This window comes from Bradyrhizobium sp. HKCCYLS3013 (genome assembly GCF_051167615.1).
Taxonomy (GTDB): Bacteria; Pseudomonadota; Alphaproteobacteria; order Rhizobiales; family Xanthobacteraceae; genus Bradyrhizobium.
Window position 1 is genome coordinate 40,624 of record NZ_JBNPTK010000016.1, and the last position, 20,707, is coordinate 61,330.

The 20,707-nt window shown below is 63.3% G+C and carries 19 protein-coding genes; 10 read left to right on the forward strand and 9 right to left on the reverse strand.

The features are described 5' to 3' along the window. Positions 1-307: 307 nt before the first annotated feature. A complete protein-coding gene (locus tag ACQR1F_RS25115) occupies positions 308-802 on the reverse strand; it encodes a MarR family winged helix-turn-helix transcriptional regulator (RefSeq protein WP_315802399.1) in 495 nt (164 codons plus the stop codon). 349 nt (positions 803-1,151) lie between these two features. Between ACQR1F_RS25115 and ACQR1F_RS25120 the strand changes: the two genes are divergently transcribed. Continuing rightward, positions 1,152-2,066, forward strand: a complete 915-nt coding sequence (locus ACQR1F_RS25120; protein WP_316218434.1) for an MBL fold metallo-hydrolase — start codon at positions 1,152-1,154, stop codon at positions 2,064-2,066. A 796-nt stretch (positions 2,067-2,862) separates the two neighbouring features. Here ACQR1F_RS25120 and ACQR1F_RS25125 read toward each other — a convergent pair. The 7 genes from ACQR1F_RS25125 to ACQR1F_RS25155 all read right to left on the reverse strand — a co-directional run bounded on the left by ACQR1F_RS25125 (position 2,863) and on the right by ACQR1F_RS25155 (position 10,062). Beyond that, a complete protein-coding gene (locus ACQR1F_RS25125; RefSeq protein WP_315802397.1) occupies positions 2,863-3,579 on the reverse strand; it encodes an SDR family oxidoreductase in 717 nt (238 codons plus the stop codon). Beyond that, the gene (locus ACQR1F_RS25130) at positions 3,576-4,436 is read right to left on the reverse strand and encodes an ATP-binding cassette domain-containing protein (protein WP_434898276.1); all 861 of its coding nucleotides are present in this window, start codon (positions 4,434-4,436) and stop codon (positions 3,576-3,578) included. The genes ACQR1F_RS25125 and ACQR1F_RS25130 overlap by 4 nt, the downstream gene beginning before the upstream one ends. Further along, positions 4,433-5,308 carry an ABC transporter ATP-binding protein gene (locus tag ACQR1F_RS25135; protein WP_434847601.1) on the reverse strand — a complete coding sequence of 292 codons (876 nt, stop codon included), beginning with the start codon at positions 5,306-5,308 and terminating at the stop codon, positions 4,433-4,435. The genes ACQR1F_RS25130 and ACQR1F_RS25135 overlap by 4 nt, the downstream gene beginning before the upstream one ends. Further along, positions 5,305-6,195, reverse strand: coding sequence for an ABC transporter permease (locus tag ACQR1F_RS25140; protein ID WP_315802394.1), 891 nt, complete (start codon positions 6,193-6,195; stop codon positions 5,305-5,307). The genes ACQR1F_RS25135 and ACQR1F_RS25140 overlap by 4 nt, the downstream gene beginning before the upstream one ends. Further along, positions 6,188-7,195 (reverse strand): ABC transporter permease, encoded by a 1,008-nt coding sequence (locus ACQR1F_RS25145; protein ID WP_316178414.1) that lies wholly within the window; start codon positions 7,193-7,195, stop codon positions 6,188-6,190. Before ACQR1F_RS25145 ends, ACQR1F_RS25140 begins: the two co-directional genes overlap by 8 nt. Positions 7,196-7,209: 14 nt before the next feature. Further along, positions 7,210-8,751 carry an ABC transporter substrate-binding protein gene (locus ACQR1F_RS25150; protein WP_434914050.1) on the reverse strand — a complete coding sequence of 514 codons (1,542 nt, stop codon included), beginning with the start codon at positions 8,749-8,751 and terminating at the stop codon, positions 7,210-7,212. A gap of 78 nt (positions 8,752-8,829) precedes the next feature. Next, the gene (locus tag ACQR1F_RS25155) at positions 8,830-10,062 is read right to left on the reverse strand and encodes a dienelactone hydrolase family protein (RefSeq protein ID WP_315802391.1); all 1,233 of its coding nucleotides are present in this window, start codon (positions 10,060-10,062) and stop codon (positions 8,830-8,832) included. Positions 10,063-10,266: 204 nt separating this feature from the next. Between ACQR1F_RS25155 and ACQR1F_RS25160 the strand changes: the two genes are divergently transcribed. The 7 genes from ACQR1F_RS25160 to ACQR1F_RS25190 all read left to right on the forward strand — a co-directional run bounded on the left by ACQR1F_RS25160 (position 10,267) and on the right by ACQR1F_RS25190 (position 16,896). After that, a complete protein-coding gene (locus tag ACQR1F_RS25160; protein WP_434847604.1) occupies positions 10,267-10,863 on the forward strand; it encodes a helix-turn-helix domain-containing protein in 597 nt (198 codons plus the stop codon). 400 nt (positions 10,864-11,263) lie between these two features. Further along, positions 11,264-11,512, forward strand: a complete 249-nt coding sequence (locus ACQR1F_RS25165) for a hypothetical protein (RefSeq protein ID WP_315802389.1) — start codon at positions 11,264-11,266, stop codon at positions 11,510-11,512. A gap of 492 nt (positions 11,513-12,004) precedes the next feature. Beyond that, entirely contained in the window at positions 12,005-13,264 is a 1,260-nt protein-coding gene (locus ACQR1F_RS25170; RefSeq protein ID WP_434914051.1) for an ABC transporter substrate-binding protein, read from the forward strand. Positions 13,265-13,319: 55 nt separating this feature from the next. After that, complete coding sequence (locus ACQR1F_RS25175; protein WP_434914052.1) at positions 13,320-14,216, forward strand: carbohydrate ABC transporter permease; 897 nt, start codon at positions 13,320-13,322, stop codon at positions 14,214-14,216. Continuing rightward, on the forward strand, positions 14,213-15,106 hold the full coding sequence (locus ACQR1F_RS25180; RefSeq protein WP_316218428.1) for a carbohydrate ABC transporter permease: 894 nt from the start codon (positions 14,213-14,215) through the stop codon (positions 15,104-15,106). The genes ACQR1F_RS25175 and ACQR1F_RS25180 overlap by 4 nt, the downstream gene beginning before the upstream one ends. 2 nt (positions 15,107-15,108) lie before the next feature. After that, a complete protein-coding gene (locus ACQR1F_RS25185) occupies positions 15,109-16,215 on the forward strand; it encodes an ABC transporter ATP-binding protein (protein WP_434914053.1) in 1,107 nt (368 codons plus the stop codon). Between the two features lie 210 nt (positions 16,216-16,425). Continuing rightward, positions 16,426-16,896, forward strand: coding sequence for a universal stress protein (locus tag ACQR1F_RS25190; RefSeq protein ID WP_434914054.1), 471 nt, complete (start codon positions 16,426-16,428; stop codon positions 16,894-16,896). A gap of 720 nt (positions 16,897-17,616) precedes the next feature. On the opposite strand, the gene ACQR1F_RS25195 is transcribed toward ACQR1F_RS25190, so the two are convergent. Next, the gene (locus tag ACQR1F_RS25195) at positions 17,617-17,985 is read right to left on the reverse strand and encodes a CapA family protein (RefSeq protein WP_434882859.1); all 369 of its coding nucleotides are present in this window, start codon (positions 17,983-17,985) and stop codon (positions 17,617-17,619) included. Positions 17,986-18,197: 212 nt separating this feature from the next. Between ACQR1F_RS25195 and ACQR1F_RS25200 the strand changes: the two genes are divergently transcribed. Both ACQR1F_RS25200 and ACQR1F_RS25205 read left to right on the forward strand, forming a co-directional pair. Continuing rightward, on the forward strand, positions 18,198-19,382 hold the full coding sequence (locus ACQR1F_RS25200) for a hypothetical protein (RefSeq protein WP_315802381.1): 1,185 nt from the start codon (positions 18,198-18,200) through the stop codon (positions 19,380-19,382). Between the two features lie 119 nt (positions 19,383-19,501). After that, positions 19,502-20,671, forward strand: a complete 1,170-nt coding sequence (locus ACQR1F_RS25205; protein WP_315802380.1) for a hypothetical protein — start codon at positions 19,502-19,504, stop codon at positions 20,669-20,671. The last annotated feature ends 36 nt before the right edge of the window (positions 20,672-20,707 follow it).

Here is a 20,707-nt window from a genome sequence, read left to right on the forward strand (position 1 = left end):
CAGGCCGCCGGGCTCGCAGGCAAATAGCCGATGCCATTTGGAGTGACTTGGGCCTGCGAGTTTGGCGACGTCGTTCCAGTTGCTCGCTCAAGCGTGCTGCGGCCAATGCTGCTGAAACCTCTTTCGGACAAACCCAACGACTATACCGGCGGATTGACGATGATCATCGATGCGATCGCCGCAATTTCCTCGAGCTCATGACGTTTTCGGGCGCGCCCCCACATTGCCCGCATACGCTGAACTCGCCTCCAGCTGGCGTCGGTTCGACTAATGGCAGCAGCCGGGGGTCATGACGGCATCGAATACCCTATTCGACGATGTCTTCTTCGCCGCCAGCGGCTGCCTGCAGATCAGTGAGCTCCGTAGCTCGTTCCGAGAGTCTCCTCAGCAGCATGTCCAACATATGTGCGTCTTCATCGCTCAGACACGCTGCCAAATCTCTATTGTACGCCTTGGTTATCCGTTGCGCCTGCTCGTACAGGGCCTGTCCAGTGTCCGTCAGCGAAAGTGCCAAACGTCGCTTATTTTTGGGGAGCCTTGTCTTCGCAATGATTCCGCTGCCCACGAGCCTACCAACCCCTCTACTTGCAGGCTCCAGCTCGATGTCGGCGACTTCGGCGAGTTCGCTCAGGCTCATGCCAGGACGTTGCGCGACGTAAGCAAGAATGCGCCAGTCGCGCCGACCGATCCCCAACTCCCGCCGTAGCATGATGCCCGCGCCCCGCGCGGCGAGCTTTCCAAGATTATAGATACGAAACGCGAGATACTCGTCAATGTTTGACGGATCCTTCAAATTGCTCATGACGTTCCGGCTGAGGGTGGAGGATGGCGGATGAGGTGACGTTTTCGAAACATACCGTCGTTTGACAATCTCCAACAGCAGCATTGTGCATCGCAGAACACATTTGATTTGGTCAAACGTTTGTCGACCATTGACGCTGAGCCGAAAGACACACATCAACGATCGAGCCGCGTCCCTAAATGGACCAAGCTGATCAGAGTGGCGACGGCCACAGGCCCCCCTGCTATCAGCAACCTCGAAGATGTTCGGTGTTCAGATGCAAGCAATCGAAACTGGCATAGTGAGACTAGTTGCCTCTACAATTGCGGCCTGTGTTCTGCTGTGGGGACATCCATCCGCGGCAGATGAGATGAAGGTGACTTTGCTCGGAACCGGCACACCGACCCCACGGATCGGAAGCTTCAGTGCGTCAACACTCGTCGAGGCCGGACCCGAGAAATTGCTGTTTGATATGGGGCGGGGCTCGACCATTCGCCTCTTCCAGAAGCGAATTCCGCTCGGCGCCATCACCGCTCATTTCATCACGCATCTCCACTCCGACCATATTGTCGGCTTGCCTGATATGTGGCTCAGCGGCTGGATCGGAACGCCCTGGGCCTCACGAAAATCACCGATGGTGATCTTTGGGCCGGCCGGAACCGTCGCAATGACGCAAAACCTGACCAAGGCGTTCTCGGAGGATATTCGCATTCGCGAGGATGACGAACATCTGCCGCCGGAAGGCGTGGCATTTAATGCGCACGACATTCAGCCCGGACTCGTCTATGAGAAGGGCGGCGTGAAGGTCACGGCGATCGAGGTCAACCACGGTGAGAAGATCAAGCCAGCCTTCGGCTACGTGATCGAGTACGGCGGCAAGAAAGTCGTTCTATCGGGTGACACCAAATATGACGAGCGAATCGTGAACGCCGCGAAGGGCGCCGATCTGCTGGTTCACGAGGTCGCAATCATCGAACCTGATCTCGTGAAGGATTATCCCTCTTATCGTGCTATCGAAGCCCATCACACTTCACCAGAGGAAGCCGGGCGGATCTTCTCGCTCGCAAAGCCGAAGCTGGCGGTCTATTCGCATGTCGTATTCGCGACGGTGAAGCCGGTGCAGGATGTGCCCGAGGAGGCGCTGCTTCGGCGCACCCGCGCGACGTACCAGGGTCCATTAGTCATCGGACACGACCTGATGTCCTTTTCCGTCGGAGACGGCGTGTCGTCCTATAGTCCAGATGGGGAGCCCATGAAGCCGTTGATGGGCGATGGCCAGCGCTGATAACCACACTTGGTGACGATCTGACTGTGAAATTGCTTGGGGAACTATCCTCCCTCTGAAACTCAGATGCGAGCGCCGCGCTCATGTCCCGTGGGCAAAGGCGCGTGTTATCGCCCGCTGCGCGTATTCTCATTGAACGGTGATCCCCGCCGACAAAGGCTCTGAATGTTGGCGTTCGGGACAAGCGCGAGCTGCACGAACTCGTTACGGGCCTCACTAGGCGTATTTGACTTCCGGGGCATGCCGCACCTCCATTTTTGGGGTGACAAGCTCGGCGGGTGAGCCAGGGGCTTCAATCAATCTGACCTTAGGCGGGCAACGCCTGGTCTATACCGGGCCTCAAGCAGCCGCCCTCGTTCACGACGCCTTGGTTCGATCTGCTCCCATAGGGCAGCGTTCCTTCCGCGCTGCGCTACGATGACCTTTTCGAGCTTGGCAAAAGGCGCGTTCCCCAACAAATGGCGGACGTCACCCAGTTCCTGCAACCTGCCTAGGGGCCGGCCGTCTTCGGAGAAGCGAGTAACGGCAGACTGTCGCACTTCGGCCACGCTCTCGGGCCGCTCCCTGGCCTTTACGTACGCCTGGCAGGCTTCAAAGGAAACCGGTGCCTCGGGAAGCCAATGCCAGTCGTCTCAATCTCCTGGGCCCGCGCTGGGGCCTGTCACCTATAGTTTTCGGGATCGGAAGAACTGACGCCTCGTCGCGGCAGAAATCTCGGTTCCAGGCCTCGCGCGCTCTGCCGCGTCGACCTTCTCGCGTCGCTGCTCCGGGTGCGACTTTTATCAGGGCGTTCGTGCTAGCCCGACGCCAATTGCTTTTCCACCGCCTTGTGATCCTGCGCGAGGCCGGCGGCGATGCCCTTGGCCATGTCGCCGACATAGATGTCCTCCTCGCCGGTCTCGTAGCCGTCGAGAATTTCCTTGGCGGCCTCGGCCGGCGTCATCTTCGGGATCGGCAGGCCGGCCGTCATGCGCGTGTCGACGGCACCGGGCAGCGCGCCGGCGACGTGGACGCCCTTCGGCGTCAGTTCGCCGCGCAGTCCTTGCGTGAGGCTCAGCGCCGCGGCCTTCGAGGCGCAATAGGAGCCCATCAGCGGCAGGTTCACCCGCGCCAGGATGGTCAGGATGTTGAGCACGGCCCCCTGGTTCTTGATCAGCACCGGCGCGAAGGCGCGCGTCAGCCGCAACGGCGCGAGGTAGTTGATCTCGATCTCCTCCGTGGCGATGGCGAGATCGGGCGCGAGCATGAACGCAGTGTTGTGATTGACGCCGGCATTGTTGATCAGCAGCGTCGCGTCGGAAGCCTGTGCGGCGGCGGCTGCCGCGTCCCCATCGCTGGTAACGTCGAGCTTCAACGGCACGACCCTGTCGGACGCCGTGAGCGCGGAGACGTCGCGGGCGGCGGCATAGATCTTCGCAGCGCCGCGGGCGAGCAGTTCGGCGATGAGCGCCTTCGCGATGGCGCCGGTGGCGCCGGTGATGACGACGACGGAGTCCTTGATCGAAGCACTCATGCGGCTGATCCCTGCTGCTGGGGTTGCTCACGGGGCGAGGTGTCGTCGAGCCAGCCCGGCTCGACATCGGGGAGCGGAATGGCGGCCAGGAGCTGGCGCGTATAGGCGTGTTGCGGATGGGAGAAGATGCGGCCGACCGGGCCGTGCTCGACCACCTCGCCGCCCTTGAGAATGGCGACCTCGTCGCAGAGCACGCGGATCACTGAGAGATCATGGCTGATGAAGACCACGGTCAGCCCGAGCCTTGCGCGCAGCTCCTTCAACAGCATCAGGATGTGCGCCTGGGTCGAGACGTCGAGCCCGGAGACGATCTCGTCGGCGACGATGAAGTCCGGCTGCAGCGCCAGCGCGCGTGCGATGCCGGCGCGCTGGCGCTGGCCGCCGGAGAGCTCGTGCGGATAACGGTCGACGAAGGCTGTCGGCAGGCCGACGAGATCGAGCAGCGCGGCGGCGCGGTCGCGGCGATCGCGCCGGCCTTTCAACTGTCCATAGACCTCGAGCTGGCGCGTCAAGGTGACCGCGAGCGGCAGGCGCGGATTGAGCGAGGATTGCGGATCCTGGAAGATCATCTGGATGCGCGCGCGCAAGGGGCGCAGCGCGGCTTCGGACAGACGGCTGATCTCGACGCCGTCGAACTGGAGGCCGCCAGAAGTCGGCTCCAGCAGCCGCACCAGCAGCCGGCCCAGTGTGGTCTTGCCCGAACCGGATTCGCCGACGAGGCCGAGCACCGCGCCGCGCGGAACGGCGAGATCGACCGACTTGATGACGTCACGCATCACAGGCTTGCCGAACAGCGAAGTCGACCGCGCCGGATAGGCGAAGCCGAGCTGGCCGGTGCGCAGCAGGATCTCGCTCATGCCGGCCTCCTCGCCGCGAGCTGATCGAGCCGGTGCGCCTCCGCCCACAGGCTTTCGATCAGCGCCGGTGGCACCGGCCTCAAGCTGTCCGCCGGACGGTCGGCGCGCGGCGTCGCCGCCAGCAGCGCGCGCGTGTAGGCATGATGCGGCTTCACCAGCACGTCCGACGTCAATCCATCCTCGAGCACGCGGCCGGCATGCAGCACGGTCATGCTGCGGCAGATTTTTGCGACGACGCCGAGATCGTGGGTGACGAACAGGATCGCCGCGCCGTGGCGCTGGCGCATCCGCTCGACCAGCTGCAGCACCTGGCGCTGCACGGTGACGTCGAGCGCGGTGGTCGGCTCGTCGGCGATGACCAGCGACGGATCGCAGGCGAAGGCCATCGCGATCAGCACGCGCTGGCGCATGCCGCCGGAGAGCTCGTGCGGATAGAGTGCGAGGACGCCAGCGGGATCGCGGATCGCGACCTCGCTCAGCAGCTCGGCGGCGCGATCGCGCGCGGCACGCTTCGACAGCTTCAGATGCAGCTGCAACACCGCGCATATCTGCGCGCCGATACGCCGGACCGGGTTGAGCGACGTCATCGGATCCTGCGGGATCAGCGCGATGCGCCGTCCCAGCAGGTCGCGGCGCTGCTTGTCCGGCATCGCCAGGAGGTCGCGCCCCTCGAAGCTCACGCGGCCGGCCGTGATGGCGGCCTTCGCCGGCAGCAGGCCGAAGATGGTGCGGCCGACCATCGACTTGCCGGCACCGGATTCGCCGACGAGCCCGCGGACCTCGCCGGCCTCGACGCGCAAGGAGACGCCGCGCAGCACATTGGCGGCGCCGATCGCGACGTGGAGATTGTCGATGTCGAGCACGGCACTCATCGGCGCTGCACCGGATCGAGCGCGGCGCGCAGGCCGTCGCCGAGCAGGTTGAAGCCGATCACGCTGACGATGACGGCGCCGATCGGCAGCGCCATGATCCAGGGCGCCTGGTAGACGATCTGCCGTCCCTCGGTGATCATGCCGCCCCAGCTCGCGGTGTCGCCGGTGACGGAGATGCCGACGAAGGACAGGATGACCTCGACCAGGATAGCTATGCCCATCTCGACCGCCAGCAACGTGACGATCAGCGGCACGAGGTTGGGCAGGATCTCGAGCCGCAGCGCCTGCGCGCGGGTGAGGCCGAGCACCCGGGCCGCGGCGGCGTAGTCGCGCGCAAGCTGGGCCTGCGTTTCGGCTCTGGTGATGCGGGCGAAGCGGGTCCAGTCGACGACCACGATCGCAGCAATGACCGAGGTGAGGCCGGCGCCGATGACGGCGGCGAGCACGATCGACAGCAGCACCGGCGGGAACGCCATCCAGACGTCGATCAGCCGCGACACCAGCTGATCGATCCAGCCGCCGAAGGCGCCGGCAATCAGGCCGAGTGCGATGCCGATGACCGCAGCGAGCAGCGAGGCGATCAGCGCGACGGAGACCGCAGTACGCGCGGAATATATCAGGCGCGACAGCACGCAGCGGCCGAGGCTGTCGGTGCCCAACGGAAACGCCGCCTCGCCGCCGCGCATGAAGGCCGGCGGCAGCTGCGCCGACATCAGATCCTGCTCGGCCGGATCATGCGGCGCGATGACCGGGGCGAACAGCGCGATGAGCAGCAGCAGCGCGACAAGGCCGCCGCCGATCCACAGCCGCGCGCCGCCGCGTGAGAGAGCGCTGCGCCAGCGCGACGGCTGGGCCGTGATCGGGCCAGAAAGAACCAAGTCAACCATGGCGCAGCCTCGGATCGAGCAGCGCCACCAGCAGGTCGACGGCGAGATTGAGAGCGATGAACAGGACGGCGAAGGTCAGGATCAGCCCCTGGATCAGCGGGAAGTCGCGGTTGATGACGGCATCGATCGCCATGTTGCCGATGCCCTCGTAGGAGAAGATGCGCTCGACCAGCACGGTGCCGCCGAGCAGCAGGGTGACCTGCACGCCTGAGAGCGCGACCGTCGGGATCAGCGCGTTGGGGAACACCTCGCGCTGCAGGATCGTGGTGCGCGAAAATCCGCGGGTGCGGGCGATCTGGGCGTAGTCCTGGTCCTCGGCCTCTGCGAGCTGCGCCTTGAGGAGACGCGCGACCAGCGCGGCGAAGGGCAGCGCGAGCGCCAGCGACGGCAGCAACATATGGCGCAAGAGATCGGCGGCGACGTCGAGGCGCAGGGTGAGCAGGCTCTCGATCAGATAGAAGTGGGTGCGGAAGGCCACGGCAAGCTGCGGATCGAGCCGGCCGGAAATCGGCAGCAGCGGCAGCAGCACGCCGAAGCCGAGCAGCAGGATCAGGGCCCACAGGAAATCAGGAATGGCGAGAAAGAAGCCGTTGGCGGTGTCGAGCAGCCATTCGGCGCGGGTGCCGCGCGTGAGGCTGCCGACCAGCGCCACGGCTCCGCCCATCACGAGCGCCATGATCACCGAGAGCGCTGCGAGCTCAAGGGTCGCCGGCAGCCGCGCGCTGACCAATTCGAACACCTGCTGGCGCAGGCTGATCGAGCGGCCGAAATCGCCCGACGCGACTTGGCCAAGCCAGGTGATGAACTGCGACAGCAGCGGCTGATCGAGGCCGTAGAGCGCGCGCAGCCGCGCAATGTCGGCCGGCGAGGCGCCGGGCGGGATCATCATCGCGATGGGATCGCCGGGCACCACGCGCAGCAGCACGAACACGATGGCGCCGACGCCGAGCAGGGTCGGCGGGATCAGAGCGAGGCGCTTGAGAATGGCGCTCCAGCGCATCGCCCGACTCCGTCTCAGCCCTGGGTCACGAGCTGCGGCAGGATCATGCCGTTGGCCTGCGGCACCACCTTGAGGCCCTTCTTGTGCACGATCGGCTGGACGTATTGCAGCAGCGGAATCACCTCACCCTCCTCGGCGATGTATTTGTCGACCGCTTTCCAGCCGGCGATGCGCTTGGCCTCGTCCTTCTCGCCCCACAAGGGCCCGATGCGCTCGATCAGGTCCTTGCCCTTCCAGGCTGAATGTGGCGACGGGCCGAACATCGCAAAGCCGGTCGAGGTCGTGGGATCGCCGATCGCGTTGCCCCAATTGTAGAACGCCGCCGGCGCCAGCGCGTGGCGGGCGCGCAGCTCGAAATGCTGCGCGATCTCGTAGACCTCGATGTTGGCCTCGATGCCGACCTTGCGCCACATGCCGGCGATCGCCTGGACCATTTCGTAGTCCTTCGGCTTGAAGCCGCGCGTGGTCTGGATGGTGAACTTGACCGGCTTGGCGGCCGAGTAGCCGCTCTTGGCGAGCAGGCTCTTCGCGAGCTCCGGATCATAGGCGACCTTGATCGAGGGATCGAAGGCGGCGTAGCCCGGAGCTTCCAAGGTATCGATCGGCACGCCATAGCCGCGCAGCAGCTTTTCGACGATCGCCTTCTTGTCGATGGCGTGGTTGGCGGCGAGCCTGATGTTGCGGTCGAGCATCGGATCGATGTCGGTGAGGAAGATCATTCCGATGTCGGAGATCGGCTGCGTCAGGCCTGCCAAATTCGGCTTGGCCTTGAGGCGGTCGAACTCTTCATAGGGAATCTCGAAGGTGATGTCGGAGCCACCGGACTCGATCTCGGCGACGCGGCTGGTCGGATCGGTGACGAACTTGAAGACGACGGTCTCGAACGCCGGCTTCGGCCCCCAATAGCCGGGATGCGCCTTCAGCCGCAGGAACGCGTTGCGCTCGAAGGCATCGACCTTGTACGGGCCGGAGCCGATCGGCGCCTTCTCAAAGCCCTCCGCGCCGACCTTCTCGTAATAGGCCTTGGGCAGCACGTAGCCGGTGAGGAACGCCATCCATTTGAACAGCACCGGCTCGAACTCTACCACGTCGGCCGTGATGGTCTGGCCGTCGATCTTGAAGTTGTTGATCTTCGACCAGACGAACTGGATCGGGTTGCCGCCCTTCGGATCGGCGGCGCGGGTCAGCGACCACACCACGTCCTCCGGCGTCACCTTGGAGCCGTCATGCCAGGTCGCGTCGGAGCGCAGCTCCATCGTGACCTTGGTGCGGTCCTCGTTCCAGCCCCACTTCGTCAAGAGGCCCGGCTTGAACGAGAGATCGGCGGCCTGGCCGATATAGGGATCGAAGATGGCCTGGTAGATCGACTGGATGGTCGGATTGACCGCCGAGACGCCGACGGTCGGATCGAACGACGGCAGGTTGACGTTGTAGGCGATGGTCAGCGTGCCCGGCGCGGCACTGGCGGGGCGCAGCAGCAGGCCGGTGGCGAGTGGCAACGCAGCTGCGCCTGCGAGCTGCAACATCGTACGACGAGAGATCTGATGGTCACGCATGGTGATGCAACTCCGCATGGACGAAGGACGATGAGCGAAGAGAAGCGACGTCCCTGCCGACGCCGCCGGACGAATTGATCAGTTCGGCGCGCTCTCGGCCCAGCGCTTCATCAGCGTGTTCGAGGGCAAGGATTCGTCGACCAGCTTCTTCGCCGTCTCGATGCCGGCGACCGGGAGCTTCGCCGGATCGAGCAGGCCGATCTGCACCAGCACCGAGGCCTGATCCCAGTAGATGTGCTCGTTGTAGAGCTTGTCGCCGCGGAAGCGGACGATCGCAACCAGCGGAATCTCGACATATTTGCCGGTCGGCGGGATGCCGGGCAGCATCCAGTCGATCTCGATGTCGTGGGTGAAGCAGAACAGCATCTCGTCGACGACGCGGTCGGCGCCGATGGTGCGCGAGATCGGCACCAGCTTGGTGTCCGCCGGCGTCTTCGGAATGAAATGGTTGGCGTAGAACCTCAAGAGATCCTTGTAGCCGACGCCGCCGGTCATGGTCGGGATGTGGTTGACGTAGGGCTCGGCGACCATCGTGCCCATCGTCGCCTCCGCCGAGCGGGTGGCGAATTCGAGCTCGGTGTGACGGTCCCACAGCGACGACAGATCGTAGTGCGGGCCGAGCACTTTCCGGAACAGCGCGATCGAGCGCGAATGCGCCATCAGGGTCGCCGGCTTGTCGAAGCTGGCGCGCTCCGGCGCGGCGAAGGCGTGGTCGCAGCCTGGATAGAGATAGAACTCGGCATCGTCGCGGCCGGCAAAGCCGGCCTTGACCGCCTCGCGCGCCTCGGCGGGCGCGAACTTGTCGAGCTCGGCGAAGTGGAAGACGATCGGGCCCTTGATGTTCTTGGCCTCGGCGATATCGGCCTCGATGCCAACGCCATAATAGGAGACGGCGCAATCGACGTCGGTGCGGGCGGCGGTGAGATAAGCGAGCTTGCCGCCGAGGCAGAAGCCGAGCGCGCCGACCTTGCCCCTGCACTCGGGACGCGCGCGCAGCACCTTCAGCGCGTCGGCCGTGTCCTTGATCGCGAGATTGACGTCGAAGCGCTGGTAGTAGCCGAAGGCTTTACCGAAATCCGCCTCACCATAGCCGAGCTCGATGCCCGGCTCGAAGCGCCAGAACAGGTCCGGCGCCAGGACCACATACCCTTCCTCAGCATAATAGTCGGCGACCGCGCGCATCGAGGCGTTGACGCCGAAGATCTCCTGCAGGAGCACGATACCGGGACCGGAGCCTGACGCGGGCACCGCGAGATAGCCCTTGAACGTGCCGCCATCGGCGGCGGCGATGTCGATCCACTGACCAGCCACTGTCGTGCTCCCCGGTTCTGCCGGCCGACGTCCACGGTGACGCCGCGCCTGATGTGTTTTCTTCATTGAATTTTTAATGTAAAAATGTTGGATGTAAACAGCAGAGATTGAGCATGCGCTGCACACGCATTGTGCGGAGCGTCATCGGGAGACGGGCTATTGAAGAGGACGACGAGCGCTGGGGCGAGGCGCAGGACCGTGGCGGTGAAGGCGAGGGTGGCGGGCGGCACGGCGCGGTCACGGTCAGAGGCGGCTCGCGATGAGGCCGAGAGCGGCAGCAAAGGCGACGCGAAGGGAGCGTGGCATCTTGCGCGCAGTGACACCGAGCGACGGCTGTCCGACTTCGAATTCGCGCTGGAGCGGCTGGCCCAGTCCTATTATCGCTGGAAGGCGTCCTGCCTCGCCGCCGTTTGCGAGGTGCCGCTGACCGGCGACGATGTCGCCGTCCTCAATGTCGTACGCATGGGCGACGAGCCGAAGCGGCTCGCCGAGGTTGGCCAACTGCTCAACCGCGTCGATGTGCCTAATCTGCAATATGCGACGCGCAAGCTGGTCCGCGCCGGGCTGATCGAGACCGAAGGCCGTTCCTCACGCAAGGAGACACGCTACCGCGCCACGACACGCGGCCGCGCCGTCACCGAGGATTATGCGGCCTTGCGCGCGGCAACCCTGCCGCCGATGTTCGACGGCCTACCCGGCTGGATCGACGGCTGCGCCGCGACAGCGGCTCAGCTTGACCAGATGGCGGGGCTGTACGGCCAGGCGACGCGCATCGCGATCACGAGGCGGCACCAGTCCTGACCCGCCTCAGCGCAATATTTCGACCTTGGACCGCTATGTCGCGACTGTGGACGCGCTGAGGCCGTTCATTTGAGCGCCCCATCTCTGGAGGCTAGATGGACGGAGAGAGAACAGGCCTTTGCCCGCAGCCTCCGGTCGTGCGGGGCACGACAGGGGCGAAAGGCCAGAAATAAGATCAATGACTTATGCACCCCTCCTCTATTGAGGCGCCTTGATCTCAAATGGGAAATTTTAGCGGCGCCCGCACCGTCCAATGGTTGGGCTGGGCTAGGACGACCCGCCAAAGCCACGGCCTCAGGATCACAACCGCGCCCAAGGGGGAGGCGCGGAACCATCTCCAATTCCGCGCCATTGATGCCAACAGGCAAACAAGCGCATCCCGCAAAACGAGAAAACGACCATGAGAGACGATCCATCGCTCCCGCCGTTCATCTATGAAGGGCTCTATCCTGCCGAGGACAAGAAGACCGCCTTTGGCTCCTTCGCTGGTCTCGTAAAGCAGGCTGCGAAGCAGGTGCGCAGCGCCGTGGAGTCCGGGCGCAAGCCAGGCATGCCGCTCAGCGTCCTAAGCAACGCCGCCCGCCGGGCCCCGCTTGCTTCTCTGCTGTTCGCGTTCCTTCTGGGCGCTTCGATAGCCCGCCGAAGGTGAATGCCACCAGCATGGGACTTTTCCCGAGGCGCTCAAGAGATAGTGCAACGTAGCCCCTGCCCGTCCGCGCACGACTCTCCAACTGCTGGCAAGCGAAGCGCAACCAGACGACGATCTTGGCCCCGAGATCGTCCGGCTCTTCTGAGTTTCGCCTTGAACGCTATGCTTCCGCGCTGACGGACGCCCGAACGCCGAGGTGCAACGTGCCGGTGATCCGATATTGCAGGATCGCTGTTGCTGACCGTGCCGGTTCGCCAGCTATCTTTCCAAACGTCCTCTTTTAGAGAGGCGGCTTCAGCAGATCGGAAGGCTCAACACCCAGCGCGACAGCCAGGGCTTGGACGTTGTCGAGTTGCTGCCGATCTACCAGCTCTCAAGCGACCGTCGACATTGTTGACGCAGGTCAACGCTCTTGGCGATGGACATGTCAGCTTTTTACAACTTCAGGTCAATCGGGACCAAAACTTAGCGAGAAGGATGAGGAGACTTCCCATGCGGCTCGGCGGTCATACTGCAGCACTAGGCATGTTGCTTGGCGTCCTCGCCTTCCCCAGCGTCTGCCAGGCCGGCGGCACCGTCGAGGTGCTGCACTGGTGGACATCCGGTGGCGAAGCCAAGGCGATCGCCACGCTGAAGAGCGCCTTCGAAGCCCAAGGCGGCAAATGGATCGATTCTCCAGTCGCTGGCGGGGGTGGCGACGCCGCCATGACCGCCTTGCGAGCGCGCGTTGTTGCCGGCAATCCGCCGAGCGCGGTCCAACTCAAAGGACCGAATATCCAGGAATGGGCGCGCCAGGGCGTACTCACCGATATCGATGCGGTCGCTCGGGCGGAAAAGTGGGACGAGCTGCTGCCGCCGGTGCTTGCGTCGATCATGAAGTTCGACGGCAAATACGTGGCCGCCCCCGTCAACATCCATCGGGTCAACTGGATCTGGGCCAACCCGGCGGTGCTTGCCAAAGCGGGCGTCTTGCCGCCGACAACCTGGGACGAGTTCAACGCCGCAGCGGACAAGCTCAAAGCCGCGGGGATCACGCCGCTGGCGCATGGTGGCCAACCGTGGCAGGACGCGACCTTGTTCGAGACGGTCGTGCTCGGGTTGGGCGGCGCGGATTTCTATCGCAAAGCGCTGGTCGAACTCGACGAAAAGGCGATCACCAGCAGCACGATGATCAAGGTGTTCGACCAGATGCGCAAGCTGCGTTCCTATGTCAGCCCGGATTTCTCCGGCCGCGACTGGAACCTCGCCACGGCCACCATCATGAACGGCCAGGCTGGCTTCCAGCTGATGGGAGATTGGGCGAAAGGCGAGTTCGTGGCGGCCGGAAAAGTGGCTGGCCAGGATTTCTTGTGCATTCCGGCGCCGGGCCTGCCGGGCTTCATCTTGAATTCGGACAGCATCGCGATGTTCAAGGTGAACGGTGTCGACAAGCTGGAGGGTCAGAAGGTGCTTGCCAGCCTGATCATGTCGGAGGGTTTCCAAGAGACGTTCAGCCTCAACAAGGGGTCGATCCCCGCACGGCTCGGCGTGCCGCGCGACAAGTTCGATTCCTGCGCGCAGAAATCGATGGACGATCTGGCTGCGGACACCAAGGCGAATACCCTGGTTCCAAGCATGGCGCATGAAATGGCGGTGTCGCGTTCGGTACGCGGCGAGATCCTGGACGTCGTGACCAACCATTTCAATTCGGACATGAGCTCGCAGGACGCTGTCAAACGATTGATGGAGGCGATCAGGCGCGCGAGGTCATAAGACGAACGGCGCTGCCGTCTGCAGCGCCTCATATCCGTCGAGCAGTACCATCGCCATGCACCACGCAGCGCTCCATCGATTCCTGCGACGTGTCGACACTTGGCTGCCGCGCCTGGTCATAAGTCCGTCCGGCGCGGCCGTGTTCGTGTTCGTGTATCTGTTCATTGCCTGGACGATCTACATCTCGTTCACCCGGTCCAGCGTCCTGCCCGATTACAGCTTTGCCGGGCTCGTCCAATACGCGCGGCTGTGGGCGACGCCGCGCTGGTATGTGGCGATCGCCAACCTGTTCATCTTCACCACCCTGTTCATGGGCGGCTGCACCGTTATCGGCATCATGCTGGCGATCCTGCTCGACCAGCGCATCCGCGTCGAAGGCGTGATCCGCACCATCTATCTCTACCCGATGGCATTGTCGTTCATTGTCACCGGCACCGCCTGGAAATGGATCCTCAACCCTGGTCTCGGACTGGAAAAGATGGTGCAGTCGCTCGGCGTCACGAGCTTTCGCTTCGACTGGCTGGTCAATCCGGACATGGCAATCTACACCGTCGTGATTGCCGGCATCTGGCAATCTTCCGGCTATGCCATGGCGCTATTTCTCGCGGGCCTGCGCTCGATCGACGACGATGTTCTCAAGGCCGCGGCGGTCGATGGTGCCGGTCCGTTCCGCCTCTATATCCAGCTCGTGCTGCCGATGCTGCGGCCGATCTTTCTGTCAGTATTTGTCGTGCTGAGCCATCTCGCGATCAAGAGCTTCGACCTCGTCATTGCATTGACGAACGGCGGGCCAGGCTATGCGACCGATATGCCTGCGACCTTCATGTACTCGTTCGCATTCCAGCGCAGCGAGCTCGGGACCGCGGCGGCGAGCGCAACCATGATGCTGGCGACCGTGGTGGCGATCATGGTGCCATATCTATGGTCCGAGCTGCGGACGGACCGCCAATGATCCGCTCGCGCGCGCCCGGCATCGTCCGCCCGACCGGTATCCGAACCACGGTGCTGCGCGGCGTCCTGTTCGCGATCCTCGGCCTGTTCGTTCTCTACTACCTGCTGCCGTTGCTGGTGATGGTGGCGACATCATTGAAGTCGCTCGCGGAGATTCGTACCGGCTCGCTGATCAGCCTTCCACGCGCCGTCACCTTCGAGGCGTGGCCGAAAGCCTGGGAATCCGCCTGTGTCGGGGTACGCTGCGCCGGTCTCAAGCCCTATCTCTGGAATTCGGTTCTGATGGTCGTTCCGTCGGTATGCCTCTCCACCATGCTTGGCGCCGTCAACGGCTATACCCTGGCGAAGTGGCGGTTTCCCGGCTCAGAGACGTTGTTCGGGTTGATCCTGTTCGGCGCCTTCATTCCCTTTCAGGTCGTTCTGTTGCCGATGGCGCGTACCCTCGGCATCCTCGATCTGGCCGGCACCATTCCCGGACTGGTGCTGGTCCACGTGATCTATGGAATTCCGTTCACGACGCTGTTCTTCCGCAACTTCTTCGTCACCGTCTCGGACGGCATCATGAATGCGGCCAAGATCGACGGCGCGGGCTTCTTCCGGATCTTCTTCCAGGTCGTGCTCCCGCTCGCGCCGTCGACCATCGTGGTGACCGTGATCTGGCAGTTCACCCAGATCTGGAACGACTATCTGTTTGGAGTGGCCTTCACGGCCGGCGACAGCAACCCGGTCACGGTTGCGCTGAACAATCTGGTCGCGACCTCGACGGGCGTCAAGGAATACAATGTCGACATGGCGGCGGCCATCATCGCTGCTCTGCCCACGCTGGCCGTCTATATCATCGCCGGAAACTATTTCTTGCGCGGGCTCTCCGCTGGTGCCGTGAAAGGTTGACCGTGGCTTCTGTATGTCTCGACAAGGTCTACAAGCAATTCGGCGCAACTGCGGTGCTCGACGGCATCGACCTCGAAATCGCCGATGGCGAATTCGTCGTGCTGGTCGGGCCTTCGGGCTGCGGCAAGTCGACCCTGCTCAACGTTGTGGCCGGGCTCGAGACATTGTCGGAAGGCCAGGTCCGGATCGGCGACCGGATCGTCGATGATGTACCGCCAAAGGATCGAAACATCGCAATGGTGTTTCAGTCCTATTCGCTCTATCCGACCAAGACCGTCCGCGACAACATCCTGTTCGGGATGGTGACGCGGCGAATCCCGGAGGTGCAGCAGCAGCAGGCTCTCGCGCGCGTGACCGAACTGCTGCATATTGAGCAGCTACTGCAGCGCAAGCCCGGCCAGCTATCCGGCGGACAGCGCCAGCGCGTCGCCATGGGACGGGCGCTGGTGCGCGAGCCCGATGTTTTTCTGTTCGACGAGCCTTTGTCCAATCTCGATGCCAAGCTGCGGGTGGAGATGCGCACCGAGATCAAGAAGCTGCACGCCCGGCTCGGGCAGACCATCATCTATGTCACTCATGATCAGGTGGAGGCGATGACGCTGGCTTCACGCATCGCCGTGATGGACAATGGGCGGATCCGTCAGTTCGCCGCGCCGGAAACCGTCTATGAGCAGCCGGCGGACCTGTTCGTTGCAGGTTTCATGGGCTCGCCGGCGATGAACCTGGTGCCGGCACGCGTCGTTCAGGGTGATGGAATCTGGCTCGAAGTGGAAGACGCGCACGGCAATGTGCGACTTGCCGTTCCGCCGGGAGCGTCAGCCTCGATTGGCGCTCATGTCGGGCGCCATCTGAAACTGGGACTCCGGCCGGAAATCATCACCCGTCAGGGCACCCAGAAGCCGAGCGGGTTGCTCTGCACGTTCCAACGTCCAGTCGATGTGGTCGAACCGACCGGACCCGATACCATGATCGTGTTCGATCTGGGCGGTGTAGAGATGATCGCGCGCGTCCACCCCGAGGACAAGGCGCCTGTCGGCAGCCTCTATTCTTTCGAGGTCAACATGGACAAGGCGAAGCTGTTCGATCCCGACTCCGGCAAGCGGGTCTGACACCCCTCCGGCTGGATGCAGGACCAGCCTTGGTGTTGGAGCTTGATGGAAATCAACCTCCCCGCCTGCAAGATCGAAACAATAGCAGCCTGTCATCACGGTTGCTGCAAGTGCCTACGCTTTCTTTAGCGGCTCCGCTTTGCGGCACGCGGAACCGTGGTCGAGAACTGCATCGGTCGGGCCGCAATGGTTTCACAGTCAGGATGCCGCATGCATAAACATATTCTAATCCCGACGGACGGCTCGACGTTGTCGCAGGCTGCGGTTGAGTACGGCATCGCCCTCGCCAAGTCGGCTAGCGCCAAGGTCACGATATTGACCGTATCCCCCCCCTTCCACACCTTTGCCGTCGAGCCGGCAATGGTCACGGACACGCCGGCGCAGTACGCGAAGCAGGTCGCGGCCCTTGCCACGAAGTACCTCGATGCGGCCAAGCAGGTCGCGTTGGCCGCTGGCGTCGGCTGCGAGGCCGTGCATGTCGAACATGATCATCCTTATCTGGCCATAGTCGACATGGCGAAAGCGAGGTCATGCGACCTGATCGTCATGGCATCGCACGGCAGGCGCGGGATCACCGCCATCATGCTCGGAAGCGAAACGAACAAAGTACTGACACACAGCAACGTGCCGGTGCTTGTCGTTCGCCCGCCGGACCGGCCGTTCGTCTCCGTCGAATCCTGAACTCGACCGCTTCTGCGGCCGAGGTATGACTGCTCGCGTCTCATGGATGCTGCGCCGGGCAATGCCGAAGCACCCCAGGATCTCGCCGAGACGGTCACCGTCTCAAGATGACACCCGCCAAGGCAGACGGCCGGCGCTCACACCCTTGCCGAGCGCACTTTCGATGCCCACCGGCGTCCAATATCTTGCACGCCGGTTGACACACCTCGCCGCAGCCCAACCGTATCGCGGGGCGATCTGCTCGGCGCGCTTCGCTGAAATGTCGCAGGCTGCCTATCAGCACGCAGCCATTCAGGCCGCAGTTGGCGCCGCTCTTTCACGCTGCTCGGCCAGACTGCGCTGCAGGGCCTCCGCAAACATTACGACCTTCGCTTGGTACGTAGCCGATGCGACCTCACGTGCCGTGATTGCGAGACATCCGACTGGAGGCTTGCCCGCGAGTTCCTGCATCTGGCCGAAGGCTCTGTCGCTGCCTGCCCCGCCCAGCGTGCAAAAGAACGCCACCGCAGGAAGTCTTGACCTGCTTGCCAGCAGGAAGGCGCGGACGGGCGACGAAAGCGACCAGACCCACACCGGCGTGCCGACAACATGAGATCATAGCTCGATGGATCCTTGGCTATCGTAGCAATGCGCGATGGGACCTGCCGTCGCGCTTCGATCACCGATCGTACATAACCACGCATCCCTCGCCGGCTTACGGCCTCGACGATCTCTTCGCTGTCACAGCTCAGCGCTGTCCAGGCCGGCGTAGCCCCAGTCGAGCACGTGGTTATTGGCCAGGACACAGCGGTCGATTCCTGCTGCGATGAGGCAGCCCGCGTTCTCTGGGCTCATGCGGTAGTTGATGCCCTTGTGAGCCCCGTCGTTACTTTGGGTCACGGCCGTTTCGAGATTGACGATCCGTGCATCCGGCTGCATGCGCGCGAGTTCGTCCAGGGCGGCGCCCCAGATGTAGGATGGTGCATTGCGCCGCGAAATGGGGCCGCTCGCCTGCTCGGCAAGGACCACATAATCCTCGGCCGACCGCGAGGCCTGCTGCTCAATGAGCTTCCGAGATGCGTCAGATGAAGCTGGACGGGTCGCAGTCATCGTCAGCGCGAAGGCGAAGGATCTTGGAGGGTCGAATTCGGGTCCGCTGCGACGGGCGGTTTCGCCCCGCTGTCTTCGGGGCCACGCGTACAAGGAAAGCTGAAGGCGCCGTCGTCGATGACGTGACGAGCATGCCGCGTCGATTGAGGCATCTCAATTTCAATAGATTGGACTTTGCCTAAGCTGGAGGTATCCGGGCTGGGACGACGACGATGACATTTCCCACGGGCTGGTGGATCCAAGGTGTCGCCATCATGGCGGCAGTCGCGCTGCTCGGCTCCTCTGCGCGCGCAGGATGCAGCTTCGAGGACGTTGCCAACGCGTTCTGCGGAACGCTCAAGGCAACATCGGACTGCAAGTCTGTTTGCGAGGATGACGCATCCTGCGCTGCCGCGGTCGCACTTGAAATAGCTCTTGCGGGGGTCGCCCTCGAAGGATCGGACACCGGAAAGGGACAAGGGCTGGTCGATCAATTCTGCGCGGAAGCCAAAGTGAAGGGAAAGGATATCGTCGGTGCGCTGAACACGATATTCGGCAATGCAATCGCGAAGGAAGTGCTCGGCGATTTGTCAACTGAGCTCGCGGCCGTGGGCTCAGCTGCCAAGGTTGTGCAGTGCGCCTGTGAAACGGAGCAGAGCACGAATTCGATCGGCGCCGATATCGGCGCGTGCATTCAAGATGCGTTGTGCGGGGGGCTGGGGATCGGCTGCAACTGCTCGCGGCCACCGCCTCAGATGGCTTATTGCGGATCGGTCGACGTCAAGCATTGCCAGACGGAAGGTCACTTCGATCAGATGAAGGACCCCGCCTGCGTTCCCTACAGCTCGATTGCGAACTGCAATGACAAGTGGCAGAAGTGCGGCTACGGCGACAATATCCCAACGGTGGAGAGGATTGAGTCGGCGGAGGGAACGCTGGCCGTTCAACTACCTCCCACACAAGAGGATACGGGCTGTGACCCGGTCATATCTTGCTTTTGTCCCAAGCCGATGGTGCCGGCCTGGCACGAGATCTCCAATCCGAACAGCGACGTGCATCGCTGGCTATTCGCCTGCGATTGTCCATATGAGGCCAACAATCCGGATCATCAAACACACCCAGGCCCGATCCTACCGAGCGGCTTGTCTCAGTGCCTCTGCGACAACACGGGTAAGCCGGCGAACCTGGGTTTTGCGCCGTTCGGCATGTGTCCGCCGCCGGCGTGCCCCGCGGGACAGACGCGTATGGGCCTGACCGGTGCGTGTGTGACACCGTGCTCCGATCCAACCCAGGGCATGGCGTTTGATGGCAGTTGCTGTAATCCCGCGCAGATGACGTCCTGCGGGCAATGTTGTCCGGTGGGCACGATACCTGACCCGAACAGCGGCACCTGTGTGCCGAAGCAGGCGGTGAAATGAGATTGGCGTCGTGACGCCACGGCCGGCACGATCGGCCGTCTATCGATTGACGCATCTCAAATTCAATGGACGCAGGTTCGGTTATCTCTATCGGGCCAAGTCAGTGGCGGGCGATGGTCATGCAACTTCGAGGAAGTTGGTGGTTCCACGGCGCAGCGATCGCCGCCGCAATGCTGCTGTTAGCGTCGCCGGCGCGAGCAGGCTGCAACCCAAGCGACATATTCAATGCTGCCAAACAGACGGTGGGCGGACTGTCGAGTTGCGCGGATGCCTGCGCGGACGGAGCTGGGTGCGCTGCGGCGGCTGCAGCCACCGGGGTCCTCACCGAGGTCGCCGGCGCTGCGGGGCAAGGCGCGGTCAACTCGTTCTGCAGCAAAGTACAGGGAAACCTCACCCAGATCCTCGCCCAACTGCAGTCGGCGGGCGGCTCGAAGATTGGACAGGGCCTGCTCGGGGAGCTCGCCAATGTGCTGTCCGCCGTCGGTTCGCCCGCGAAGGTCATGCAATGCGCCTGCTCAACCGAGCAGGGGGCGGGTTCCCTTGGCTCGGACATCGGGCAATGCATGGAGGACGCGCTGTGCTGGCTTCAGGAAGAGATTGGTCTCGGCGCTTGCGATTGCACGCGACCACCGCCCCGTTTCGCCAATTGCGCTGCCATCGACCTGAAGAAGTGTGAAGGCAAGGACTTCCTCACCAGAATGCATGACCCTGCATGTGTTGCGCCCGGCTCGATCGGCCACTCCATCCCGAGCTGCCAGAGCACGGGGAGCTACATGGAGCCGTGGCAGCCGACATTGGCATGCACGACGACTGCCGAGGGAACACTCATCGAGCAGTTGCCCCCTTCCGCTGAGGGTACAGGTTGCGAAGGAGTGCAGTATTGCTTCTGCCCGTCGCCGATGAAGGCTGACTGGCAGGAAGTCCCCAATCCTGATTCAGGCGATCATCGATACGCCTTCGCGTGCGAGTGCCCGGACGGCACGCATCCCGGCGCCATGATGCCGAGCGGGATCTCGTCATGTCTGTGTGACAACACGAACCAGCCCGCCAACTTGGGCTTTGCGCCGTTCGGCATGTGTCCGCCGCCGGCGTGCCCCACCGGACAGGTTCGCATCGGCGGCATCGGCGACTGCATCACGCCGTGCGCCGATCCGAGCCAAGGCATGGCGTTCGATGGGAGTTGCTGCAATCCGGCCCAGATGACCTCCTGCGGGCAATGCTGCCCGCCGGACACCATCCCCGACCCGAAGAGCGGCACCTGCGTTCCGCGACCTGAGCCCCCGAAATGAGGCGACAGAGCATCATGGAATATTGTCGTCATACCT

Coding starts and splice junctions, on each gene's coding strand:
- ACQR1F_RS25115 (WP_315802399.1), bottom strand. CDS start 802: ATGAGCAATTTGAAGGATCCGTCAAACATTGACGAGTATCTCGCGTTT.
- ACQR1F_RS25120 (WP_316218434.1), top strand. CDS start 1,152: ATGAAGGTGACTTTGCTCGGAACCGGCACACCGACCCCACGGATCGGA.
- ACQR1F_RS25125 (WP_315802397.1), bottom strand. CDS start 3,579: ATGAGTGCTTCGATCAAGGACTCCGTCGTCGTCATCACCGGCGCCACC.
- ACQR1F_RS25130 (WP_434898276.1), bottom strand. CDS start 4,436: ATGAGCGAGATCCTGCTGCGCACCGGCCAGCTCGGCTTCGCCTATCCG.
- ACQR1F_RS25135 (WP_434847601.1), bottom strand. CDS start 5,308: ATGAGTGCCGTGCTCGACATCGACAATCTCCACGTCGCGATCGGCGCC.
- ACQR1F_RS25140 (WP_315802394.1), bottom strand. CDS start 6,195: ATGGTTGACTTGGTTCTTTCTGGCCCGATCACGGCCCAGCCGTCGCGC.
- ACQR1F_RS25145 (WP_316178414.1), bottom strand. CDS start 7,195: ATGCGCTGGAGCGCCATTCTCAAGCGCCTCGCTCTGATCCCGCCGACC.
- ACQR1F_RS25150 (WP_434914050.1), bottom strand. CDS start 8,751: ATGCGTGACCATCAGATCTCTCGTCGTACGATGTTGCAGCTCGCAGGC.
- ACQR1F_RS25165 (WP_315802389.1), top strand. CDS start 11,264: ATGAGAGACGATCCATCGCTCCCGCCGTTCATCTATGAAGGGCTCTAT.
- ACQR1F_RS25170 (WP_434914051.1), top strand. CDS start 12,005: ATGCGGCTCGGCGGTCATACTGCAGCACTAGGCATGTTGCTTGGCGTC.
- ACQR1F_RS25175 (WP_434914052.1), top strand. CDS start 13,320: ATGCACCACGCAGCGCTCCATCGATTCCTGCGACGTGTCGACACTTGG.
- ACQR1F_RS25180 (WP_316218428.1), top strand. CDS start 14,213: ATGATCCGCTCGCGCGCGCCCGGCATCGTCCGCCCGACCGGTATCCGA.
- ACQR1F_RS25190 (WP_434914054.1), top strand. CDS start 16,426: ATGCATAAACATATTCTAATCCCGACGGACGGCTCGACGTTGTCGCAG.
- ACQR1F_RS25195 (WP_434882859.1), bottom strand. CDS start 17,985: ATGACTGCGACCCGTCCAGCTTCATCTGACGCATCTCGGAAGCTCATT.
- ACQR1F_RS25200 (WP_315802381.1), top strand. CDS start 18,198: ATGACATTTCCCACGGGCTGGTGGATCCAAGGTGTCGCCATCATGGCG.
- ACQR1F_RS25205 (WP_315802380.1), top strand. CDS start 19,502: ATGCAACTTCGAGGAAGTTGGTGGTTCCACGGCGCAGCGATCGCCGCC.